Source organism: Kitasatospora sp. NPDC089797 (genome assembly GCF_040684795.1).
Lineage (GTDB): Bacteria > Actinomycetota > Actinomycetes > Streptomycetales > Streptomycetaceae > Kitasatospora.
Genome location: NZ_JBFBGS010000038.1, coordinates 46,185 through 63,880, shown reverse-complemented (window position 1 = coordinate 63,880; position 17,696 = coordinate 46,185). Strand labels below are relative to the sequence as shown.

Here is a 17,696-nt window from a genome sequence, read left to right as displayed (position 1 = left end):
CGGCAGGCGGGGGTGGACGGTGCGGAAGGGGCGACGGACCGGGGCGGGTGCTACGTCGTCAGGTCCACGTTGTGCTGGTCGGTGTCGTGGAAGAGCTTGACGGTGGCCTTGCCGTGCGCGGCCATCGCGTCGATCTTGGCGCTGATGTCCGTCGTCAGCGTGTGCAGGTCCTCGGTCGGCTTGTCGATCTTCTCGTGGTACTGCTTGCCGATGTCGTCGCCGCCGCCGGCCCTGACGTTCTTCTCGTAGATGTCGTTCATCTCCCCGGCGACCTTCTTGACCAGGGCGGAGACGTCCTCGAAGTTGCTGAACGCCTTGGTCAGGTCGCCCTGCACCCGCAGCGTGTCACCCATTGAACTCCTCCTGCTTACGGGACTTGGCCTTCCGGTCGGCGCCGGGGCGCATCGCGGTGAGCGGGGCGAGCAGCGTGTCCAGGTCCAGCCCGGCGCCGGCCGCGAACGGGTCCTCGTCACCGCGCTCGCCGGTGAAGTTCATCCGCAGGCTCTGGCCGACGCCCTCGAAGCTGCGCATCTCGGCGGTGATCCGCTCGCCCATCCGGGCCTTGGCCTCGTTGAGGACGTCCTTCAGCAGGTTGCTCAACTCCGCCGGGGCCATGGACTGGTAGGCGGTGGTGTGGAAGTTGAGCGCGAGCAGCTCGCCCTGCGGGCCGACCTTCGCGGTGACCATCCGGTCCTTGCTGGTGGCCTCGGCGGTCATCGCCTGCATCCGGCGGGTGGACTCGGCCAGCTTGGCCTTCTGGTCCTCCAAGTCGGCCAGGGCCTGGTTCAGTTGGTCCTCGAACGCGTACGACATGCCTCTCCTGTTTCCGGTCTGCGGGCCTCGTCGGGTCAGCGGCCGATGACGCCGCTGACGGCACCGGTCTCGGTGCCCCACACCTCTTCGTCCTCGGCCAGCCAGGTGGTGCGCTGGCGGGCCTTCTCGCCCTGGCCGCCGGCGCCCATGCCGCCGCCCATCGGCGGCATCATCGGCATCCCGCCGCTGGTGGACACCGAGCGGCCGCGCATCGCGGCCGCCTCCTCCTCGGCGGCCAGCGAGGCGGCCTTCTGCGCCGCGGCCTTCTCCGCGGCGGCGCTCTCGGCGGCCACGGTGGCGGCCGTCTTCCCGCCGGGGCCCAGCCCGCCGCTGTTCTCGATGGCCTGTGCGCTCATCCCTCCGCCGGAGCTGACCATCCGGGGCAGGGAGCCGGAGGCGCCCGAGCCGCCCGCGCCGCCGCCCAGGCCCGGGTACGAGGGCAGGACCCCGATGCCGGAGCCCGACCCGGAGCCGGACAGCCAGTCGGAGCCGCCGCCGTGGTCGCCGAGGGAGGAGCCGAGGTCCAGCTTCCAGTCCGAGCCGGTGGACGGCGGGCGGATGCCGCCTCCGCTGCCCGTCCCCCCGCCGCCGCTGCCGCTGCCGACCATCGCGTCGATCGCGTGCTGGCGGTCGGTGTAGCGCTGGGAGATGTCGGAGATCGGGCGGCCGGTGGAGTCCAGCAGGGTCCCGTCGTCGGCGATGGAGCCGCCCTTGGGCAGCACCACCGTGTTGCCGTCGCGGTCCAGCACCTCCTTGCCGTCGGGGCCGATCACCGTCCCGTCGTCGCGGACCTTGGAGCCCCGGGGCACCTTGGCGTTCTGCCCGTAGATGCCGCCGCCGGTGCCGGGCGGCACGTCCGAGCCCGGCGGGACGACGACGGGCTTGCCGTCCTTGCCGATCACCTTCTGGCCGTTGGCGTCGTACACCTGGCCGTCCTTGCCGATGTAGCCGCCGGGCGGCAGCAGCACCGGCTTGTGGTCGGCGCCCAGGACGGGCTTGTGGTCCTTGTCGAGGATCGGCGTGCCCTCGCCGCCGCCCCCGAGGCCGCCGCCCCCTCCGCCGGGCCCGATGACCGGGGGCGGCGGCGGCAGGTGGGTCTTGGAGTCGCCGCCCTTGCCGTCGCCGCCTCCTCCGGCGCCGCCGCCCAGGTCGAACTTGCCGTTGCCCCCGCCGCCCCCACCCCCGCCGCCGAGGTCGGGGACGTCCTTGTTCCCGTCCTTGTTCCCGTCCTTGTTGCCGTCCTTGTTGCCGCCGGTGCCGTCGTCCGTCCCCGGGCCGGGTGGCGGCGCGGTGGGCAGGTCCATGCTGGCGTTGATGTACATGGCGCCGAAGTCCACGGCCAGCTGGTGGTAGGCGGTGCTCAGGTCGGTCGTCACGTCCCTCCCGTCCGGGCCCTTGCGGACGTCGAGGAACGCTTTGACGTTGTCCAGCCACTTCTGCTTGGCCGCCGCCTCCAGGGCGATGTAGAAGGCGTTCTCCCTGGGGTCGCCGAGGGCGGTGCTGATCGACGTCACGGCGTCGGTGTAGATGTCCACCGTCGGGGTGACGTTCAGCAGCGTGTCGTACAGCACCTGGTAGATCGCGTAGGAGGGCCACAGGGTCTGGGAGTCCCACCACCCTCGGTGGACGGTCTGGAGGGCCCGGACCGTGGGGGCGATCTTGCTCGCGGCGTCCCGGAGGTCCCGCGGGTAGGTCGTCGTGTCGAGCTGGAGCCTGATGCTCGTCATCTCCGTCGCGTACTGCTTGAGCAGGAACTTGAATTCGCCGGCCGCGTCGCCCTGCCAGTTGCTGTCCGGGCCGTCGATCAGGTCGACCCACTTCTTCATCCGCGGCAGCCAGGTGTCCAGCCAGGTACCCACCTCCTCGACGTGGTCCGCGGCGTCCCTCAGGCTCTGGGGGTCGATCGTGGCGTTGCCGACCCCGTCCGCCAGCGGGGCGAAGATCGCCTCGTGCTGGTGGATGAACTGGGACAGCGGCTTGTCCGCGTCGTTGCCCCAGTCCGTGTAGTTGACCGGGACACCGATCAGGATGTGGCGGTTCTGGCTGCCGCTGCTCACGTAGTTCCACGCCCACCACACGTCGGGCTTGTCCTCGCCCTCCGCGGCCCTGTCCGTCTTCCCGGTGTCGGCCTTGTCGCCGAAGTAGAAGTCGGGTGCCGACGTGCACTTCGAGACCTTGTCCAGCAGAATCCAGGACTTCGCCCCCGTGGGCAGCTCCGCGACCGACTTCCGGTCGACGAGCTTCTGGCCCGCGCCCCCGAAGAACGCGAGCACCTGCTCCCAGGTCACGGCATCGGACTTGGGATCGGGCTTGGGATCGGGCATCAGTTCCCCACTCCGCCTCGTACGGTCAACTCTTGTGCGGTCAGCTGCTCTTGGGCGCCGTCGCGGTCGACACCTTGGTGAGGACCGCCATCATCTCGGCCGCCGTCATGGCCTCCTCGTGGGCCGTCTCCATGATGTCCAGCGCCAGCTTGAGCTTGATCCTGGCGGTGGACATCTGCGCGTTGAGGGTCGAGAGGTCGGTGGCCACGCCCGTGGCCCACCTCTTGAACTCGAGCACGATGGAGTCCGCCGCGAAGTACTGGTTGCCCACCAGCAGCGTGTCGCCCGATCCGCCCGTCGCTCCGCTGTAGCGCTGCATCGCCTGGTAGCCCGGGTTCCCCGTCATGTCGGCGATGAAGCCGGTGATCTCCTGGTCCGCGAAGTACGTGAGATCGTCCTTGTTGACACTGAGGGTGTGGCTGTAGTCGGGCTCCCCCGGCGCCGCCATCAGCCGATGCCCGCGGCGCCGCGCTTGTCGGCGTCGCGCAGCAGGCCGTGCATGGTGCGCAGGACGTCGGCGCCCTGGCTGATCTCCTTGTTCATGTCGTCGTTGTGGGCGGAGAGCGCCGTGTAGAAGGCGTCGGCGGCGCCCTTGAGGTCGCCGTCGAGTTTGGCGCTGAGGCTGGTGACGGCCGCCCTGCAGTCGTCCGTGGCGTTGTGCATGGCCTGGCTGGCCTGGGTCAGGGCGTCGGCGGCGTCGTCGATGTTGGCGTGGTTGAGCAGGATGTCGGCCATCGGGGGTGCTCTCCTCCGGGGTGTCGGTTCGTCAGGGGCGGTGCGGTGTTCAGGGGTTGAGGCCCTTGTAGACCTCGTCGGAGCCGGAGCCCCAGTGGGTGCCGGCCTCCACGGCCTGGTTGTGGGCGTTGCTGATCTGGCGGTGGCCGTCGCCGAAGGTGGTGTGGAAGGTGCGGTAGGCGTCCTTGAGCTTCTGGTAGTTCGCCTGCCATTCGGCGATCTTGCCCCGGTAGGCGTCGCTGCAGGCGGCCTGGAAGTGCTGCTGGATCTCGCCGTCGATGTCCTCGACCTGGGCGCCGGCGCGCATCATCGAGTCGATGTGGCTCTCCAGGGTCGCCAGGAGGTTCTGGACGTCGGGATCGTTGATCTTCAGGTTGGGGGCCATGCGAGGGCTCCTCTCCGTCGGGTCCGGGCCGTGGCTCGGCCGGGTTCATTTCAGGTCAACGTCACTTCGGGGTGCGGGGGTTCACCGGGTGCACGGCGGATCCGCGGCGGCCGCCGGAGCGGTGGGGCCGGCGCCGGTGAGGGCGGCCGGGTCGAGGCTGGGGCCGGTGGGCAGCAGGGCCAGCAGGGCGGCCGGCACGCCCGCCGGGGCGGCGGCGCCGTAGCCGAGCTGTTTGGCGACGGCCGGGGCGGCGAGCGGGTACTTCACCCCGGCGTCGGTGACCAGGTAGAGGGTGGCGCCGGTGCCGGCGGTGGACAGGGCGCGCACCAGGGCGCCGCCGCCGGGGCGCACCGCGATGGTGTCGGCGGGGGTGCAGGCGGCCCCGATGCCGGGCTGGGCGGTGGGGGCGGGGCCCTGGACGGCGCTGTCGTCGACGAGGGCGAGGGTGGTGGTGGGCCCGGGGTCGCCGGGGTGGAGTTCGGCGCAGACGTCGCGGCCCTGGGGGGCGGTGAGGAGTTCGGGCACGGTGGCGGGCAGGCCGGCGGCGCTCTGGGCGGGGGCGGGGGGTGCGCTGTGGGCGGCGAGGTCGGCGGCGCCGATCGGGGCGGGGGTGACCGCGGCGTCCTGGTAGGCGCTGTGCTGGGTGCGGGGGTCGGCGAGCAGGAGTTGCCGGGCCATCGGGGTGAGCGGGGTGAGTCCGGCGCCGGTGAGCAGGTAGGGGTCGCTGCCGGGGCCGGTGAAGAGCTGTCCGATCCGGGTGGGCCGGGTGGCGAGGTCGGGGCCGGGGGTGCCGCGCTGGTCGAGGTCGGGGGCGGTGAGGTCGGGGCCGGCGGGCAGGGCGTTGAGGAAGGCCTGGGTGACGGGCCGGGCGGCGGTGGCGGCCTGGCCGAGGGCCTGGCGGGCTCCGTTGCGGGTGTCCAGGCGCAGCCGGCGCCCGTGCCACAGCAGGTACTGGGTGTCGTCGGGGGCGGCGACCAGCAGGGCCTGGTCGTCGGTGAGGGGGGTGCCGTGGTCGGGCGGGTCGAGGGCGAGGGCGAGGTGGGGGCGGCGGGTGCCGGAGGGGTCGGGCTGCTGGGTGGCGCAGGCGAGCCAGGGGGCGGCGGTGAGGCGCTCGGGTGCGGGCAGGCCGTCGGGGGCGCCGGGGATGCCGAGGGGGGTGCCGCGCGGGGTGCCGTCGAGGGAGCGGGTGCTGACCTGGTCGACGGTGAGCTGGTCGCCGGCGAGCAGGCGGGCGGTGGCCTCGTTGAGGACGGGGTGGAGGGTGCCGTCGAGGTAGAGGTAGCGGGCGCCGCTCTCCTTGACCAGGACGAGGGTGCCGGGTTTCTTCCAGCCGGTGGCGCCGCCGGGGACGAGGATGCCGTAGACGGCGGCGATCAGGCCGGCGAGGGCGGCGATGACCAGGCCGGTGGCGATGCCGCGGGAGGTGCGCCCGGTGGGGGCGTCGGGGGCGTCGGGTTCGCCGCGGAGCATGCCGGTGGCGAGGCGGCCCATCACGAACAGGTGGGCCTGCACCTGGTCGCGCTTCGACTGCATGGCGGTGGTTCTCCTCGGGGGCGGGGCTCGGGGCAGGGGGGTCGGAACGGGATGCGGGATACGGGATGCGGGGGCGGCGGGTGACGGGTGGTCAGCCGCCCAGGGCGCGCAGCGCGTGGAAGGTGCCGGCCGCGGCGAGGGCCAGCGGCAGGACGGCGACGGCGGCCAGGGTGTGCAGCAGGTCGGCGGCGCGTCCCCAGTAGGGCAGCAGCCGGCGGCCGGGGACGGTCCAGGAGGCGGCGGCCAGCAGGGTGGCGGTGGCGAGCAGCGCGGCGAGCAGGCCGAGGCGGGCGGCGGGGCTCTGGCCGGCGGCGAGGTGGGCGGTGAGCAGGACGGGGCCCAGGACACCGGGGACGAGGACGGCCAGGCGCTGCGGGACGGAGCCGATGCCGCGGGCGTGCAGCAGCAGGAGCAGGGACAGGGCGCAGGTCAGGGCGGTGGGGGCCCAGTCGTCGCGGTCGGTGAGGGTGGCCAGGGCGAGGGCGATGACGGGGGCGAGGGCGAGGTGGAAGGCCGTCAGGAAGCCGTCGGCGACGGTGCTGCGGGCGCGCACGGTGGTGGCGGGGACGGCTTCGATGCCTTCCTGGAGTTCCTCGGCGTTGCGGGGCAGGGCGGGCAGGCGCAGTCCGGACAGGCGGAAGCACAGGCCGGGCAGGAAGGCGGCGGTGGCGACCGGGAGGACGGCGAGGGCGGCGGCGGTGGCGGGCACGGTGAGGCCGGCGAGCAGCAGGACGCCGGCGGCGGTGGCGTGCAGGGCGAGCAGGAGCAGGCCGAGGTAGAGGGGGGCGGCGCAGCCGACGGCGGCCAGGGCGAGGGCGGCGGCTCCGGCGCCGGCGCAGCCGCCGGCGAGCAGGCGGGCTCCGGTGGCGGAGGGGCCGGCGGCGGTGGTGAGCAGGGCGCCGGCCAGGGCGAGGTAGGGCACGGCGGTGGCGCCCAGGGCGGTGCCGGCGCCGGCGTCGCCGACGGCGCGGGAGGCGCTGAGGGCGCCGAGGAGCAGGAGCAGGCCGGTGACGGCGGCGGCGCCGGCGCGCAGGTGGGGCGGGCCGGGCAGCAGGAGGAGGGCGAGGCCGCCGGTGAGGGCGGTGACGGCCAGGGCGAGGGCGGTGTGGTGGGTGAGGGCGGGGCGCCAGGTGTCGGGGCGTTCGCGCATGCCGGTGGCGAGGCCGTCGGGGAGGTCGTCGTAGTGGACTTCGGGCAGGGGGTCGCGGCGGGGGCGCAGGTAGAGGTCCTCGCCGTCGCGCAGGTCGAGGGCGTCGGCGCCGAGTTCCTCGTCGAGGGGGGCCTGGCCGAGGCGTTGGAGGGTCCAGCCGTCGTGTTCGGCGCCCTGTTCGTCGAGGTCGTCGCCGGCGTGGTCGAGGACGGCGGGCAGCAGATCGGCGAGCGGGACGTCGGCGGGGATGACGAGTTCGAAGACCGTACCGGGTGCGTGGAACCTGAGCCGGCACAGTCCGGTGGTGGTGCCCGCGGTGCCGGTGGCGGCGGTTGCGGTGGCGCTCCCGTTCAAGGTTCTCCTCAACATCCCGTGCGGCCCGGGCCGTCGGCGCCCGCGCGGGGCCGCTGCCCGGCCCGGGCGGTGGCCCGTGCGGGGCGGTCCCCACCCTGGGCGACGGGCCGCGGCGGCTGCCGGGTTCACCGTCGGGCGGCTTTTTCCGTCGGCCGGTTGAACCCGGCGCGGGGCGCCGTCCGTGGTCCTGGAGGACGGTGGCCCGGACGGCCGGGCGCCGCTGGCCGTCCCCCGGGTCCGAGGAGCGCGTTCGTTGAGTGTGGTGCTGGTCGACCGTCCGCCGCGGCGTCCCGGGCCGGCGATGCCGGACGGCGAGATCCAGTTGCAGGAGCCGCCGGTGCTGCCGGAGTCGCAGGGCGGCATGTCGAGCATGATCACGATGGCGCCGATGGCGTTGAGTTCGCTGTCGATGGTGTTCATGTTCCTGCGCCCCGGTGAGGGCGGGCTGATGTCGTACGTGGCGATGGGCATGATGGGCCTGTCGGCGGTGGGCATGCTGGTGACCTCGCTGATCCGCGGATCCAGTGACCGCAAGCGGGAGTTGCGGGCCGAGCGGCGGGACTACCTGCGCTATCTGGCGCAGATGCGCCGGCAGGTGCGCGGGCACATCGTGCGCCAGCAGGAGGCGTTGGCGTGGCGGCATCCGGCGCCGGGGTCGCTGGTGTCGCTGGTGCGCACCTCGCGGCTGTGGGAGCGGCGCAGCGCGCACCCGGACTTCGGGGACGTGCGGATCGGGCTGGGGCACCAGCGTCTCGCGGTGCGGCTGGCGCCGTTGTCGACCAAGCCGGTGGAGGATCTGGAGCCGTTGTGCGCGCACGCGTTGCGCCGGTTCATCCACGCCTACGGGACGGTGGCGGACCAGCCGATCGCGGTGTACGTGCGCGGGTACGCGCAGGTGCTGGTGCGCCCCGACGAGCCGGAGGCCGGGCGGGCGCTGGCGCGGGCGATGCTGGCGCAGCTGGCGCTGTTCCACGCGCCGGACGAGCTGCGGATCGCGGTGGTGTGCGGGGCGGAGCAGCGGGGGCAGTGGGAGTGGGCGAAGTGGCTGCCGCACGCGCTGCACCCGGTGGAGAGCGACGCGTTGGGGCCGGTGCGGCTGGTGGCCGGGTCGGTGGCGGAACTGGAGCAGGTGCTGGGGGCGGAGTTCGCGGGGCGCGGGCCGTGGGAGCCGGACGTGCAGCCGGGCCGGGAGGAGCCGTTCACGGTCGTGGTGCTGGACGGGGTCGCGGTGGGTGCGGGCAGCCGGGCGGCGCTGGCGGGGTGGCGCAACGCGGTGCTGCTGGACCTGGGCGGGGCGCTGGAGTGGAAGCCGTTGCGGCACCGGTTGCGGCTGCGGCTGGAGGGGGGCCGGCTGGCGATGGTCGGGGTGGACCGCAACCACCGGGAGGAGGAGACGGCGCTGGGGCGGGCGGACGCGTTGTCGCTGCCGGCGGCGCGACGGCTGGCGGGGCTGATGGCGCCGTACCGGATCGGGGACCAGGCGGAGGCCGGGGAGCCGCTGGCCGGGGACTTCGACCTGGCGTCACTGCTGGGGATCCGTGATCTGCACGGGCACGACGTGGCGCTGGGCTGGGCGGGGCGCGGGGCGGGCGGGCGGCTGCGGGTGCCGCTGGGGATCGCCGGGGACGGCACGCCGGTGGAGCTGGACATCAAGGAGTCGGCGCAGGGCGGCATGGGGCCGCACGGGATGCTGATCGGGGCGACCGGCTCGGGCAAGTCGGAGCTGCTGCGCACGCTGGTGCTGGCGCTGGCGCTGACGCACTCCTCCGAGACGCTGAACTTCGTGCTGGTGGACTTCAAGGGCGGGGCGACGTTCCTGGGGCTGGACCGCCTCCCGCACACCTCGGCGGTGATCACCAACCTGGCCGACGAGGCGGCGCTGGTGGACCGGATGCGCGACGCCCTGCACGGGGAGCTGGTGCGCCGTCAGGAGCTGCTGCGCTCGGCGGGCAACTACAGCTCGCTGCTGGAGTACGAGGGCGCCCGGGCGGGCGGGGTCGCGCTGGAGCCGCTGCCGACGCTGTTCGTGGTGGTCGACGAGTTCTCCGAACTGCTGGCCGCGCACCGGGACTTCATGGAGCTGTTCATCATGATCGGCCGGCTGGGGCGCTCGCTGGGGGTGCACCTGCTGCTGGCCTCGCAGCGGCTGGACGAGGGGCGGATGCACGCCCTGGAGTCGCACCTGTCGTACCGGATCGGGCTGCGGACGTTCTCGGCGATGGAGAGCCGGGGCGTGCTGGGGGTGCCGGACGCGTACCACCTGCCCTCGCAGCCGGGCAACGGGTTCCTGCGCAGCGACATCGCGACGCTGACCCGGTTCAAGGCGGCGTACGTGTCGGGGTCCTACCGGGCGCCGCGCCCGGCGGCGGTGCGCCGGCAGGCGGCGGCGGGGCAGGTCGCGGTGTACGGGACGGGGTACGTGGCGCCGCGTCAGCCCGTGGCGGTGCCGGCGGAGCCGGAGGCCGAGGAGGCGGTGGAGAGCCGCAGTCTGCTGGCGATCGCGGCCGAGAAGCTGGTGGACGCCGGGCCGCCGGCGCACCGGGTGTGGCTGCCGCCGCTGGACGTGCCGCCGACCCTGGACCAGCTGCTGCCGCCGCTGGCGCCGGACGCGGTGTACGGGCTGACCACGGAGGCCGATCCGGCCCGGGGCACGCTGCGGGTGCCGGTGGGCGTGGTGGACCGGCCGTTCCAGCAGGTGCGCGACCTGCTGAGCGCCGACCTGTCGGGGGCGGACGGGCACGTGGGCGTGGCGGGCGGGCCGCAGAGCGGCAAGTCCACCCTGCTGCGGACCCTGATCGCGGGTCTGGCGCTCACCCACACCCCGCGCGAGGTCCAGTTCTACTGCCTGGACTTCGGCGGCGGCACGCTGTCCTCGCTGCGGGCCCTGCCGCACGTGGGCGGGGTGACCGGGCGGCACGACCCGGAGCGGGTGGTGCGCACGGTGGCGGAGGTCAACGCGATCCTGGCCCGGCGCGAGCAGCGCTTCGCCGAGCTGGGCATCGACTCGGTGGCGGCGTTCCGGCGGGCGCTGGCCGAGGACGCGCTGCCCGGGGAGACCCACGGTGACGTGTTCCTGGTGGTGGACGGCTGGAACACCGTGCGCCAGGAGTTCCCGGACCTGGCGCCGGCGCTGACGCTGATCGCCCAGCGCGGCCTCAACTACGGCATCCACCTGGTCGTCGGCACGACCCGGTGGGGCGAGATCACCGGCGCGCTGCGCGACCTGCTGGGCACCCGTTTCGAGCTGCGGCTGGGCGACCCGGTGGACTCCGCGATCGGGATGCGGATCGCGGCGACGGTGCCCAAGATCCCCGGGCGCGGGCTGACCGGTGAGCAGTTGCACTTCCTGACCGCGCTGCCGCGGCTGGACGGCAGCGGCGGCACCGAGGACCTCGGCGAGGGCGTCGCGGACCTGGTCGACGCCGTCGCCGAGCACTGGCGGGGCCCGCGCGCGCCCGAGGTGCGGATGCTGCCGCTGCACCTGCCGGCGGCGGCGCTGCCCGCCGCCGAGGGGCGGCTGCGGGTGCCGCTGGGCCTGCAGGACGTGTCGATGTCCCCGCTGTGGCACGACTTCGAGGAGTCGCCGCACCTGGTGGTGGTCGGTGACAGCGAGGCGGGCAAGACCAACCTGCTGAAGCTGGTCGCGGCCGGCATCACCTCCGCCTACCGGCCCGACCAGGCGCGGATCATGCTGGTCGACTACCGGCGGGTGCTGCAGGGCGCGGTGCCGCAGGAGTACCGGCTCGGGCACGCGGTCGCGGTGGACGTGCTGCGCCAGATCGTCGACGGCGCGGCGCGGGCGATGGCCAACCGGCTGCCCGGGGCGGACATCCCGCCGGAGCGGCTGCGGCTGCGGGACTGGTGGGAGGGCCCGGAGCTGTTCATCCTGGTCGACGACTACGAGCTGGTCGCCGGCTCCTCCGGCGGCACGGGCGCGCACCCGTTCGCGCCGCTGCTGGACTACCTGGCGCAGGGCGCCGAGCTGGGCCTGCACCTGGTCGTGGCGCGCAGCGCCAACGGCATCGGGCGGGCCTCCTCGGACCAGTTGCTGCGCAAGCTGGAGGAGGTCAACTCCCCGGCGGTGCTGCTGTCCTGCCCGCCGAGCGAGGGCTTCCTGTTCGGCAGCACCAAGCCGCGGGTGCTGCCCCCGGGGCGGGCGCTGCACGTCACCCGGCGGCGCACGGTGCTGGTGCAGACCGCGCTGCTGGAGGACGGGGACACCGGGAGCGGCACGGGCGGCGGGAACGGCACGGGCGGCGGGGGGACGGGGCGATGAGCACCACCGAACAGACGGGCACGGCGCGGCGCTGGCTGGGCCGCCGGCGCTCCGGTGCCGTGGCCGCGGCGGCGGAACTGCACGAGGTGGGACCGCACTTCGTCATCGCACCCGGCACCGCCGGCGGGTCCGGACCGGCCGGGCTGCCCGCCGCGCTCACCGACGCGCTGGCCGCGCTGGCGCCCGTGGTGGGCACCGTCACCGTGCTGGCGGCGGCCGCCGACGCGCAGCCCGTGCTGCTCGAACGGCTCGACGACCTGGCCCGCACCGCCGCCCGCCGCAAGGCCGCCACCCTGGTGCTGGCCGCCTCCGGCCTGGCGGCGGCGCCCGGGGGCGGGGACTCGGCCGGCGGCGGGGGTTCGGCCGGGGGCGGGGCCGGGCGGCGGCCTGCCCAGCGGATCGCCGAACTGGCCGCCACCAGCATCGTCGCCCCGGACGGGGTGGTCACCCTGCGCCCCGACGGCACCCTGCTGACCTCGGGCGCCACGGATGCCGAGCCGTCCTCCTGGTGGCTGTGCACCCCGGACGGGCGCACCCGCCGGCTCGGGGCGCTGTGGCCGCTGCCGGGGACGGGCGCGGCCCAAAGCCGGGCGGGCGGGACGGCGGGGGCGGCTGCCGGTGCCTCTGCTCCGGCGGCAGCGGAGGCGGGCCCCGCGCCGGAGGAAGGCGCTGTGCCGACGGAGGGCGCCGCGCCGAAGGCTCCCGATCCGGCGTCAGCCGCGGCGCCCGCCGGGCCCGGGAGCGGCGCGGTGCGGGCCGTCGCCGGGGTCCCCACGGTCCCCGCCGCGGCCCCGGCCCCGGCCGGGGCCCCCGTCGCACCGCTCGGCGCGACCGCGCCCCCGGACGGCCCGGCCGAACCGGCCGAACCGGTCGAACCGGTCGAACCGGCTGCACCCGCTGCACCGACTGGACCCGCTGCACCGGACAGCCCGGCCGAACCGCCGACGACCGCGCTGCCGCACGGCCGGTGGCTCCACGGCGCGCCCGCCCCGGCCGTCCCGCCGCCCGCGCTGCTGCTCGCCGCGTCCGCGCCCGGCACGCCGGTCCTGGTGGTCGGCCGCCCGGGCGCCCCGCTGCCACCGGCCGCCGAAGTCGCCCACGCCGCGGCCCGGTTGGGCGCTCCCGGGGCCGGCCCGGCCGAGCTGCTGATCAGCGCGCCGTGGGCGGCCACCCCGGCGCTCGTCGCCCTGGCCGGCGAGCTCGCGGCCGGACTGGGCCGCGAGGTGCGGGCCGCCGTCGGCCTGCCGACGCACACCGCGCACGGCTGCTCCTCCCGCATCCTGACCGCCGACGGGACCCAGACCTGGGAACCGTGGCTGACCGAACTGACCGCCTGCCCCGACCTCGGCCGGGTGATCGCCTCCGCCTGGCGCCCGCTGCCCGCGGGCTTCGCGCCCTGCGGCCCCGCGCTCCACCAGGCCCCGGTCGCGGGCTGGCGCCTGGAGGCGGTCCCCGCCGGGGTGTGGCTGCGCCCCGAGCGGACGCCGCTCGACCGGGGCCCCCGACTGCTCGACCCGGACCCGGACCGCCCGACCCTCATCGCCGGCTCGGCCGACCGGACGCCGCCCGCCGAGGTCCTCGACCTCCTGGACGACCTGCTCTCCGCCCTCACCGACCCGGGCACCCCGGCCCCGCGCCTGCTCCTGCCCGCCGCCCCGGCCGGCCCCCGTCCCGCCCCACCGGCCGCGGCCGCCACCCCCGAGGCCGTGGCACCGGCGAGCACGACGCCGACGGCCGTGCCCCCAACGGCCTTGCCCCCAACTGCCTTGCCGCCAGCGGCCGTAGCACCGGCGGGCGCGCCACCGGCCGCGGAGGCGCCGACGACCGAGGCGCCGACCGCCGCGCCACCGGCGAGCACGGCCGGCGACGGCGGCACGCCCGCCACCCCCGAGGCGCCCGACTCCCCCAGGCCGGACGTCCCCGAGGCGCCCGACTCCCCCGTCCCGCAAGCCGTCCCCGCCGCACCCACCCCACCCGCCGCCCCCGCCCCGCCCCGGCTCCTCGTCCCGTCCGCCACCGCCCCCGCCGCCGCCGGGCGGGTGTCCACGGCCGCCGAGCGGGCGGCCTTCCGGGCCCTGCTCGGGGAGCGCTTCCACCGCTACGCCAGCCGCGCCGAGCAGGCCGCGCTGCGGATGCCGGCCCTGCGCGCCCAGGACCGCGAGGAGCTGAAGGACGACCTCACGGCGGTCTACCTGCACCACACCGACACCGGGATCCCGGTGCACCGCGCCGAGTTGGTCGAGGCGGCCCGCCGCGGCCCCGGCGCCGGAGCGCTGGCCCCGTACCTGGCCTGCCTGGGCTCGGGGCTGCGCCGGCTGCCCAACCACCGGGGCGCGGTGCTGCTGGGCGCCGAGGCGGGCGAGGAGGCGTTGCGGCAGTACGTGCCCGGCGCGCTGCTGGTGGAGCCCGCGCCGGTGGTGGGGACGGCGGAGGCGGAGGTGGTGCCGGGCACGTGCGCGGAGTTCCTGGTGTGGTCGGCGACCGGGCGCCGGACGGCGGCGATCGCCGAGGACGGGGACCCGGAGGTGGTGTTCCCGCCCGGCACCCGCTTCACGGTGCTGGACGTGCTGCCCGCCGGCGAGGACCGCCCGGCCCGGGTGCTGCTGCGCGAGGCCGGCCCGGCGTCCGCGCCGGACGCGGCCGGGGAGGAGCAGGACCGGGCCCGGCTGCTCGCCTGGCAGGAGCGCCGCGACCGGCTGGCGCCCGAGCGCCGGCGCGCCCCGGCCCGCCCCGAACGGCTGCGCCTGGCCCCGGGGGTGGCGCTGTGAGCGCGCGGGCGGAGGGCGACGGTCCCGTGGAGCCCATGGAGCCGGGGACGGCCGGCTGCGGGGAGTGCGCGGACTGCGTCCCCGTGGCGGATCCGCCGCGGTACGCCCTGTACCGGGAGGACGCGAAGCTGCTGGCGGCGATCGGCGAGCACGTCGACGCCCAGGTCGACCGGGTCACGGTGCGCCTGCCCGGGGCGCTGGCCCGGGCCGCGGTGGCCGCCTGGGACCGCGACGACGAGGGCGACCTCGACGAGGAGACCCGTGAGCAGTACGAACTGCGCGGCCAGGCAGGCGACTTGGCCCTGATCGGCCTGGCCGTCTCGGAGCGCGGCCGTTGGGAGGGCGAGGAGGTCGTCGTCGACCTGTTCGTCAACCTCGCCGGGGCGGCCCTGCTCGCGCACATCGAGGCCGCGGGGGCCGACTACCGGTCCCCGAAGCCGTGAGCGCGGCCCGGGGGCGGCCGCACCCGTAGCAGCCGCCCTTACCCCACCCCGGCGCCCGCGGCGCGGCGGCACGCCCCTGTCGGATGTCAGGGACCGTGGCCGCCCGCGCGTTCCTAGGCTGGCGAGCACCGGGCCCCGACCCCACGTCGGGGCCTCCACCAGCAAGGGAGAACCACCCATGCGCAGGATCACCCGTGCCCTGGCCGCGATCGGGATCGCGACCGCCGCGCTGACCACGGTGGGCGTCGGCAGTGCCGGCGCCGCCGACGGCTCCTGGGCGGGCTGCCCGTCGGGCGCCGTGTGCGTCTACCCGCAGGACCAGAACCCGGCCTCCTCCCCCTCCGCCGTGTACTGGAGCTACGGCGCCCACAACCTGCAGGGCCAGTACGGCAACCACTGGGTGCTGAACAACCAGACCGGCGGCGCCCACGCGCACCTGTGCCGGGCCTCCGGCGGCGGCGACTGCGTGTACGACATCCCCGCCCAGAACGGCGTCTACTACGACCTGGGCCCGATCAACTCCATCACCCTCGACCGTCCCTGACGGACCGTCAAGGATGATCGCACCAGAGCCGGGGGCGCCCGCCGCATCGGGGGGTCGGCGGGCGCCCCCACGGGAGTCACCACTGCGGGCCGGGGCGGAACACGCCCCGGCCCGCGGCCGTCCACCCCCGCACCCCGCACCGGCGGGCCCGCCACCACCGCACCCGGCCATTACCGCAGCGCGGCCCACCAGGGCAAGCGCACACGCCGTCAGATCGGAAAGCGTTCACGAAGATAACGAATAGAGGCGCATGCCTCCGAGTCTGGTTTTACTTCTTGACGCCATGTACGCGGTCAGGTTTAACTCCCCCCACCCCCGCCGCACCGCCGCGGCGGCCACCAGGGAGAGGCATCCCGCATGAACGCACGACTGCGTCGCGTCATCGTCTCGACCGCCGGCCTCGCGCTGGCCCTTTCCATGACCGCCGCCTGCGGCAAGGCCGGCGGCGACAAGAAGGACTCCGCCACCGCCTCCGGCGACAGCACCTCCATCGGCCTGCTGCTGCCCGAGAACGCCTCCTCGGTGCGCTACGAGTCCTTCGACAAGCCCTTCATCGAGGCCAAGGTCAAGTCCCTGTGCGCGAGTTGCAAGGTGCTCTACAACAACGCCCAGGGCAGCGCCGCCAAGCAGAAGCAGCAGTTCGACACCCTCCTCGCCCAGGGCGTCAAGGTGATCATCCTGGACGCCTACAACGCCGAGTCCACCCAGGGCTGGGTGCAGGAGGCCGCCGCCAAGGGCGTCAAGGTCGTCGCCTACGACCGCCTGGCCACCGGCCCGGTCGCCGCCTACGCCTCCTTCGACAACGAGAAGGTCGGCGAACTCCAGGGCCAGGCCCTGCTGGACGCGCTCGGGCCGAAGGCCCCGGACGCCGACATCGTCATGATCAACGGCGACGAGGCCGACCCCAACGCCGCCCAGTTCAAGGCCGGCGCCCACAAGGTCCTCGACGGCAAGATCAAGAAGGTCGTCTACGAGCAGTCCGGGCAGTGGGACCCGATCATCGCCGGCCAGAAGGCCGCCGCCGCCGTCACCCAGCTCGGCAAGAACGGCTTCCAGGCCGTCTACTCCGCCAACGACGGCATGGCCGGCGCCATCATCACCCAGCTCCAGGGCTCCGGCATCAAGGTCCCCGTCGGCGGCCAGGACGCCGGCCTGGACGCCATCCAGCGCGTCGTCAACGGCGACCAGGCCTACACCATCTACAAGGCCTACAAGCCGCTCGCCGACACCGCCGCCGAGCTGGCCGTCGACCTCCTCCAGGGCAAGGACATCAAGTCCCTGGCCACCAGCACCGTGGACAGCTCCACCGACAAGAACATCCCCGCCAAGCTGCTGGACGCCAAGGTCGTCACCAAGGCCGACATCGCCCAGACGGTGGTCGCCGACGGCCTCTACAAGGTCTCCGACATCTGCACCGCCGACTACGCCGCCGCCTGCGCCGCGGCCGGCCTCAAGTAGCGCGCCCCGCGTGACCCGCCCCCAGTAGCCCGCCTCCCCCGGACATTCAGGATGGTTCATGTGACAGGCGCGCCCGTCCTCCAGCTGCGCTCGGTCTCCAAGCGCTTCGGCGCCGTCCAGGCCCTCACCGACGTCGACCTCGCCGTCCACCCGGGCGAGGTCCTCGCCCTCGTCGGCGACAACGGCGCCGGCAAGTCCACCCTCGTCAAGACCATCGCCGGCGTGCACCCCGTGGACGGGGGCACCATCACCTGGCACGAGCGCACCGTGCGCCTGACCCGCCCCCAGGACGCCACCGCCCTGGGCATCGCCACCGTCTACCAGGACCTCGCCCTGTGCGACAACCTGGACGTCATCGCCAACCTCTTCCTCGGCCGGGAGAAGCGCCGCCGCGCGCTGCTCGACGAGGTCGCCATGGAGCAGCACGCCCGCGAGCTGCTGGACACCCTGGCCATCCGCATCCCCGACGTGCGCGCGCCCGTCGCCGCCCTGTCCGGCGGCCAGCGCCAGGTGGTGGCCATCGCCCGCGCCCTGGTCGGCGAGCCGTCCGTGGTCCTGCTGGACGAGCCCACCGCGGCGCTCGGCGTCGAGCAGACCGCGCAGGTCCTGGACCTGGTGGAACGGCTGCGCGAACGCGGCCTCGGGGTGATCCTGGTCAGCCACAACATGGCCGACGTGCGGGCGGTGGCGGACACCGTCGCCGTGCTGCGCCTGGGCCGCAACAACGGCCTGTTCCCCGTCGCCGCCACCACCCAGGAACAGATCGTCGCCGCGATCACCGGCGCCGACGACAACGCCCACGCCCGCCGCCGGGCCCGGCGCGCCGAGGAGGAGGAAACCGCATGACCGCTCCCGCCCCCGACCCCCGCCTGCACGTGCCCGCCGCGACCTGGGCCGGACGCGCCGAGGCCGC

At 75.2% G+C, this 17,696-nt stretch carries 14 protein-coding genes; 6 read left to right on the top strand and 8 right to left on the bottom strand.

Features of this window, described 5'->3' with window-relative positions; translation table 11 throughout:
- Positions 1 to 50: 50 nt before the first annotated feature.
- The 8 genes from AB0O91_RS27930 to eccD form a co-directional block, all read right to left on the bottom strand.
- Complete coding sequence (locus AB0O91_RS27930; RefSeq protein ID WP_363438463.1) at positions 51 to 353, bottom strand: hypothetical protein; 303 nt, start codon at positions 351 to 353, stop codon at positions 51 to 53.
- Positions 346 to 813: a YbaB/EbfC family nucleoid-associated protein gene (locus AB0O91_RS27925; RefSeq protein WP_363438460.1), complete on the bottom strand. Its 468-nt coding sequence runs from the start codon at positions 811 to 813 to the stop codon at positions 346 to 348. The genes AB0O91_RS27930 and AB0O91_RS27925 overlap by 8 nt, the downstream gene beginning before the upstream one ends.
- Positions 814 to 848: 35 nt before the next feature.
- Positions 849 to 3,137 carry a WXG100 family type VII secretion target gene (locus AB0O91_RS27920; RefSeq protein ID WP_363438457.1) on the bottom strand — a complete coding sequence of 763 codons (2,289 nt, stop codon included), beginning with the start codon at positions 3,135 to 3,137 and terminating at the stop codon, positions 849 to 851.
- A gap of 40 nt (positions 3,138 to 3,177) precedes the next feature.
- Positions 3,178 to 3,585 (bottom strand): hypothetical protein, encoded by a 408-nt coding sequence (locus AB0O91_RS27915; protein ID WP_363438454.1) that lies wholly within the window; start codon positions 3,583 to 3,585, stop codon positions 3,178 to 3,180.
- Positions 3,585 to 3,872 (bottom strand): WXG100 family type VII secretion target, encoded by a 288-nt coding sequence (locus tag AB0O91_RS27910; RefSeq protein ID WP_363438452.1) that lies wholly within the window; start codon positions 3,870 to 3,872, stop codon positions 3,585 to 3,587. Before AB0O91_RS27910 ends, AB0O91_RS27915 begins: the two co-directional genes overlap by 1 nt.
- 49 nt (positions 3,873 to 3,921) lie before the next feature.
- Positions 3,922 to 4,257, bottom strand: a complete 336-nt coding sequence (locus AB0O91_RS27905; RefSeq protein WP_363438449.1) for a hypothetical protein — start codon at positions 4,255 to 4,257, stop codon at positions 3,922 to 3,924.
- 81 nt (positions 4,258 to 4,338) lie between these two features.
- A complete protein-coding gene (eccB, locus tag AB0O91_RS27900) occupies positions 4,339 to 5,790 on the bottom strand; it encodes a type VII secretion protein EccB (RefSeq protein ID WP_363438446.1) in 1,452 nt (483 codons plus the stop codon).
- Positions 5,791 to 5,881: 91 nt separating this feature from the next.
- Positions 5,882 to 7,294 carry a type VII secretion integral membrane protein EccD gene (gene eccD, locus AB0O91_RS27895; protein WP_363438443.1) on the bottom strand — a complete coding sequence of 471 codons (1,413 nt, stop codon included), beginning with the start codon at positions 7,292 to 7,294 and terminating at the stop codon, positions 5,882 to 5,884.
- A gap of 301 nt (positions 7,295 to 7,595) precedes the next feature.
- On the opposite strand from eccD, the gene eccCa reads away from it, so the two are divergent.
- The 6 genes from eccCa to AB0O91_RS27865 all read left to right on the top strand — a co-directional run bounded on the left by eccCa (position 7,596) and on the right by AB0O91_RS27865 (position 17,629).
- The gene (gene eccCa, locus AB0O91_RS27890) at positions 7,596 to 11,570 is read left to right on the top strand and encodes a type VII secretion protein EccCa (protein ID WP_363438504.1); all 3,975 of its coding nucleotides are present in this window, start codon (positions 7,596 to 7,598) and stop codon (positions 11,568 to 11,570) included.
- Positions 11,567 to 14,338 carry a hypothetical protein gene (locus tag AB0O91_RS27885; RefSeq protein WP_363438440.1) on the top strand — a complete coding sequence of 924 codons (2,772 nt, stop codon included), beginning with the start codon at positions 11,567 to 11,569 and terminating at the stop codon, positions 14,336 to 14,338. Before eccCa ends, AB0O91_RS27885 begins: the two co-directional genes overlap by 4 nt.
- 35 nt (positions 14,339 to 14,373) lie before the next feature.
- Positions 14,374 to 14,781, top strand: a complete 408-nt coding sequence (locus AB0O91_RS27880; protein ID WP_363438437.1) for a hypothetical protein — start codon at positions 14,374 to 14,376, stop codon at positions 14,779 to 14,781.
- 178 nt (positions 14,782 to 14,959) lie between these two features.
- Positions 14,960 to 15,325, top strand: coding sequence for a hypothetical protein (locus AB0O91_RS27875; RefSeq protein WP_363438435.1), 366 nt, complete (start codon positions 14,960 to 14,962; stop codon positions 15,323 to 15,325).
- Between the two features lie 357 nt (positions 15,326 to 15,682).
- A complete protein-coding gene (locus AB0O91_RS27870; protein ID WP_363438432.1) occupies positions 15,683 to 16,783 on the top strand; it encodes a substrate-binding domain-containing protein in 1,101 nt (366 codons plus the stop codon).
- A gap of 51 nt (positions 16,784 to 16,834) precedes the next feature.
- Complete coding sequence (locus AB0O91_RS27865; protein WP_363438429.1) at positions 16,835 to 17,629, top strand: ATP-binding cassette domain-containing protein; 795 nt, start codon at positions 16,835 to 16,837, stop codon at positions 17,627 to 17,629.
- Positions 17,630 to 17,696: the final 67 nt, after the last annotated feature.

What these genes read in the sequence shown, in the direction of transcription:
- AB0O91_RS27865 (WP_363438429.1), top strand. Translation starts at nt 16,835, where the DNA reads ATGGTTCATGTGACAGGCGCGCCCGTCCTCCAGCTGCGCTCGGTCTCC.
- eccB (WP_363438446.1), bottom strand. Translation starts at nt 5,790, where the DNA reads ATGCAGTCGAAGCGCGACCAGGTGCAGGCCCACCTGTTCGTGATGGGC.
- AB0O91_RS27930 (WP_363438463.1), bottom strand. Translation starts at nt 353, where the DNA reads ATGGGTGACACGCTGCGGGTGCAGGGCGACCTGACCAAGGCGTTCAGC.
- AB0O91_RS27915 (WP_363438454.1), bottom strand. Translation starts at nt 3,585, where the DNA reads ATGGCGGCGCCGGGGGAGCCCGACTACAGCCACACCCTCAGTGTCAAC.
- AB0O91_RS27910 (WP_363438452.1), bottom strand. Translation starts at nt 3,872, where the DNA reads ATGGCCGACATCCTGCTCAACCACGCCAACATCGACGACGCCGCCGAC.
- AB0O91_RS27880 (WP_363438437.1), top strand. Translation starts at nt 14,374, where the DNA reads ATGGAGCCGGGGACGGCCGGCTGCGGGGAGTGCGCGGACTGCGTCCCC.
- AB0O91_RS27870 (WP_363438432.1), top strand. Translation starts at nt 15,683, where the DNA reads ATGAACGCACGACTGCGTCGCGTCATCGTCTCGACCGCCGGCCTCGCG.
- AB0O91_RS27885 (WP_363438440.1), top strand. Translation starts at nt 11,567, where the DNA reads ATGAGCACCACCGAACAGACGGGCACGGCGCGGCGCTGGCTGGGCCGC.
- AB0O91_RS27875 (WP_363438435.1), top strand. Translation starts at nt 14,960, where the DNA reads ATGCGCAGGATCACCCGTGCCCTGGCCGCGATCGGGATCGCGACCGCC.
- AB0O91_RS27920 (WP_363438457.1), bottom strand. Translation starts at nt 3,137, where the DNA reads ATGCCCGATCCCAAGCCCGATCCCAAGTCCGATGCCGTGACCTGGGAG.
- eccCa (WP_363438504.1), top strand. Translation starts at nt 7,596, where the DNA reads ATGCCGGACGGCGAGATCCAGTTGCAGGAGCCGCCGGTGCTGCCGGAG.
- AB0O91_RS27905 (WP_363438449.1), bottom strand. Translation starts at nt 4,257, where the DNA reads ATGGCCCCCAACCTGAAGATCAACGATCCCGACGTCCAGAACCTCCTG.
- AB0O91_RS27925 (WP_363438460.1), bottom strand. Translation starts at nt 813, where the DNA reads ATGTCGTACGCGTTCGAGGACCAACTGAACCAGGCCCTGGCCGACTTG.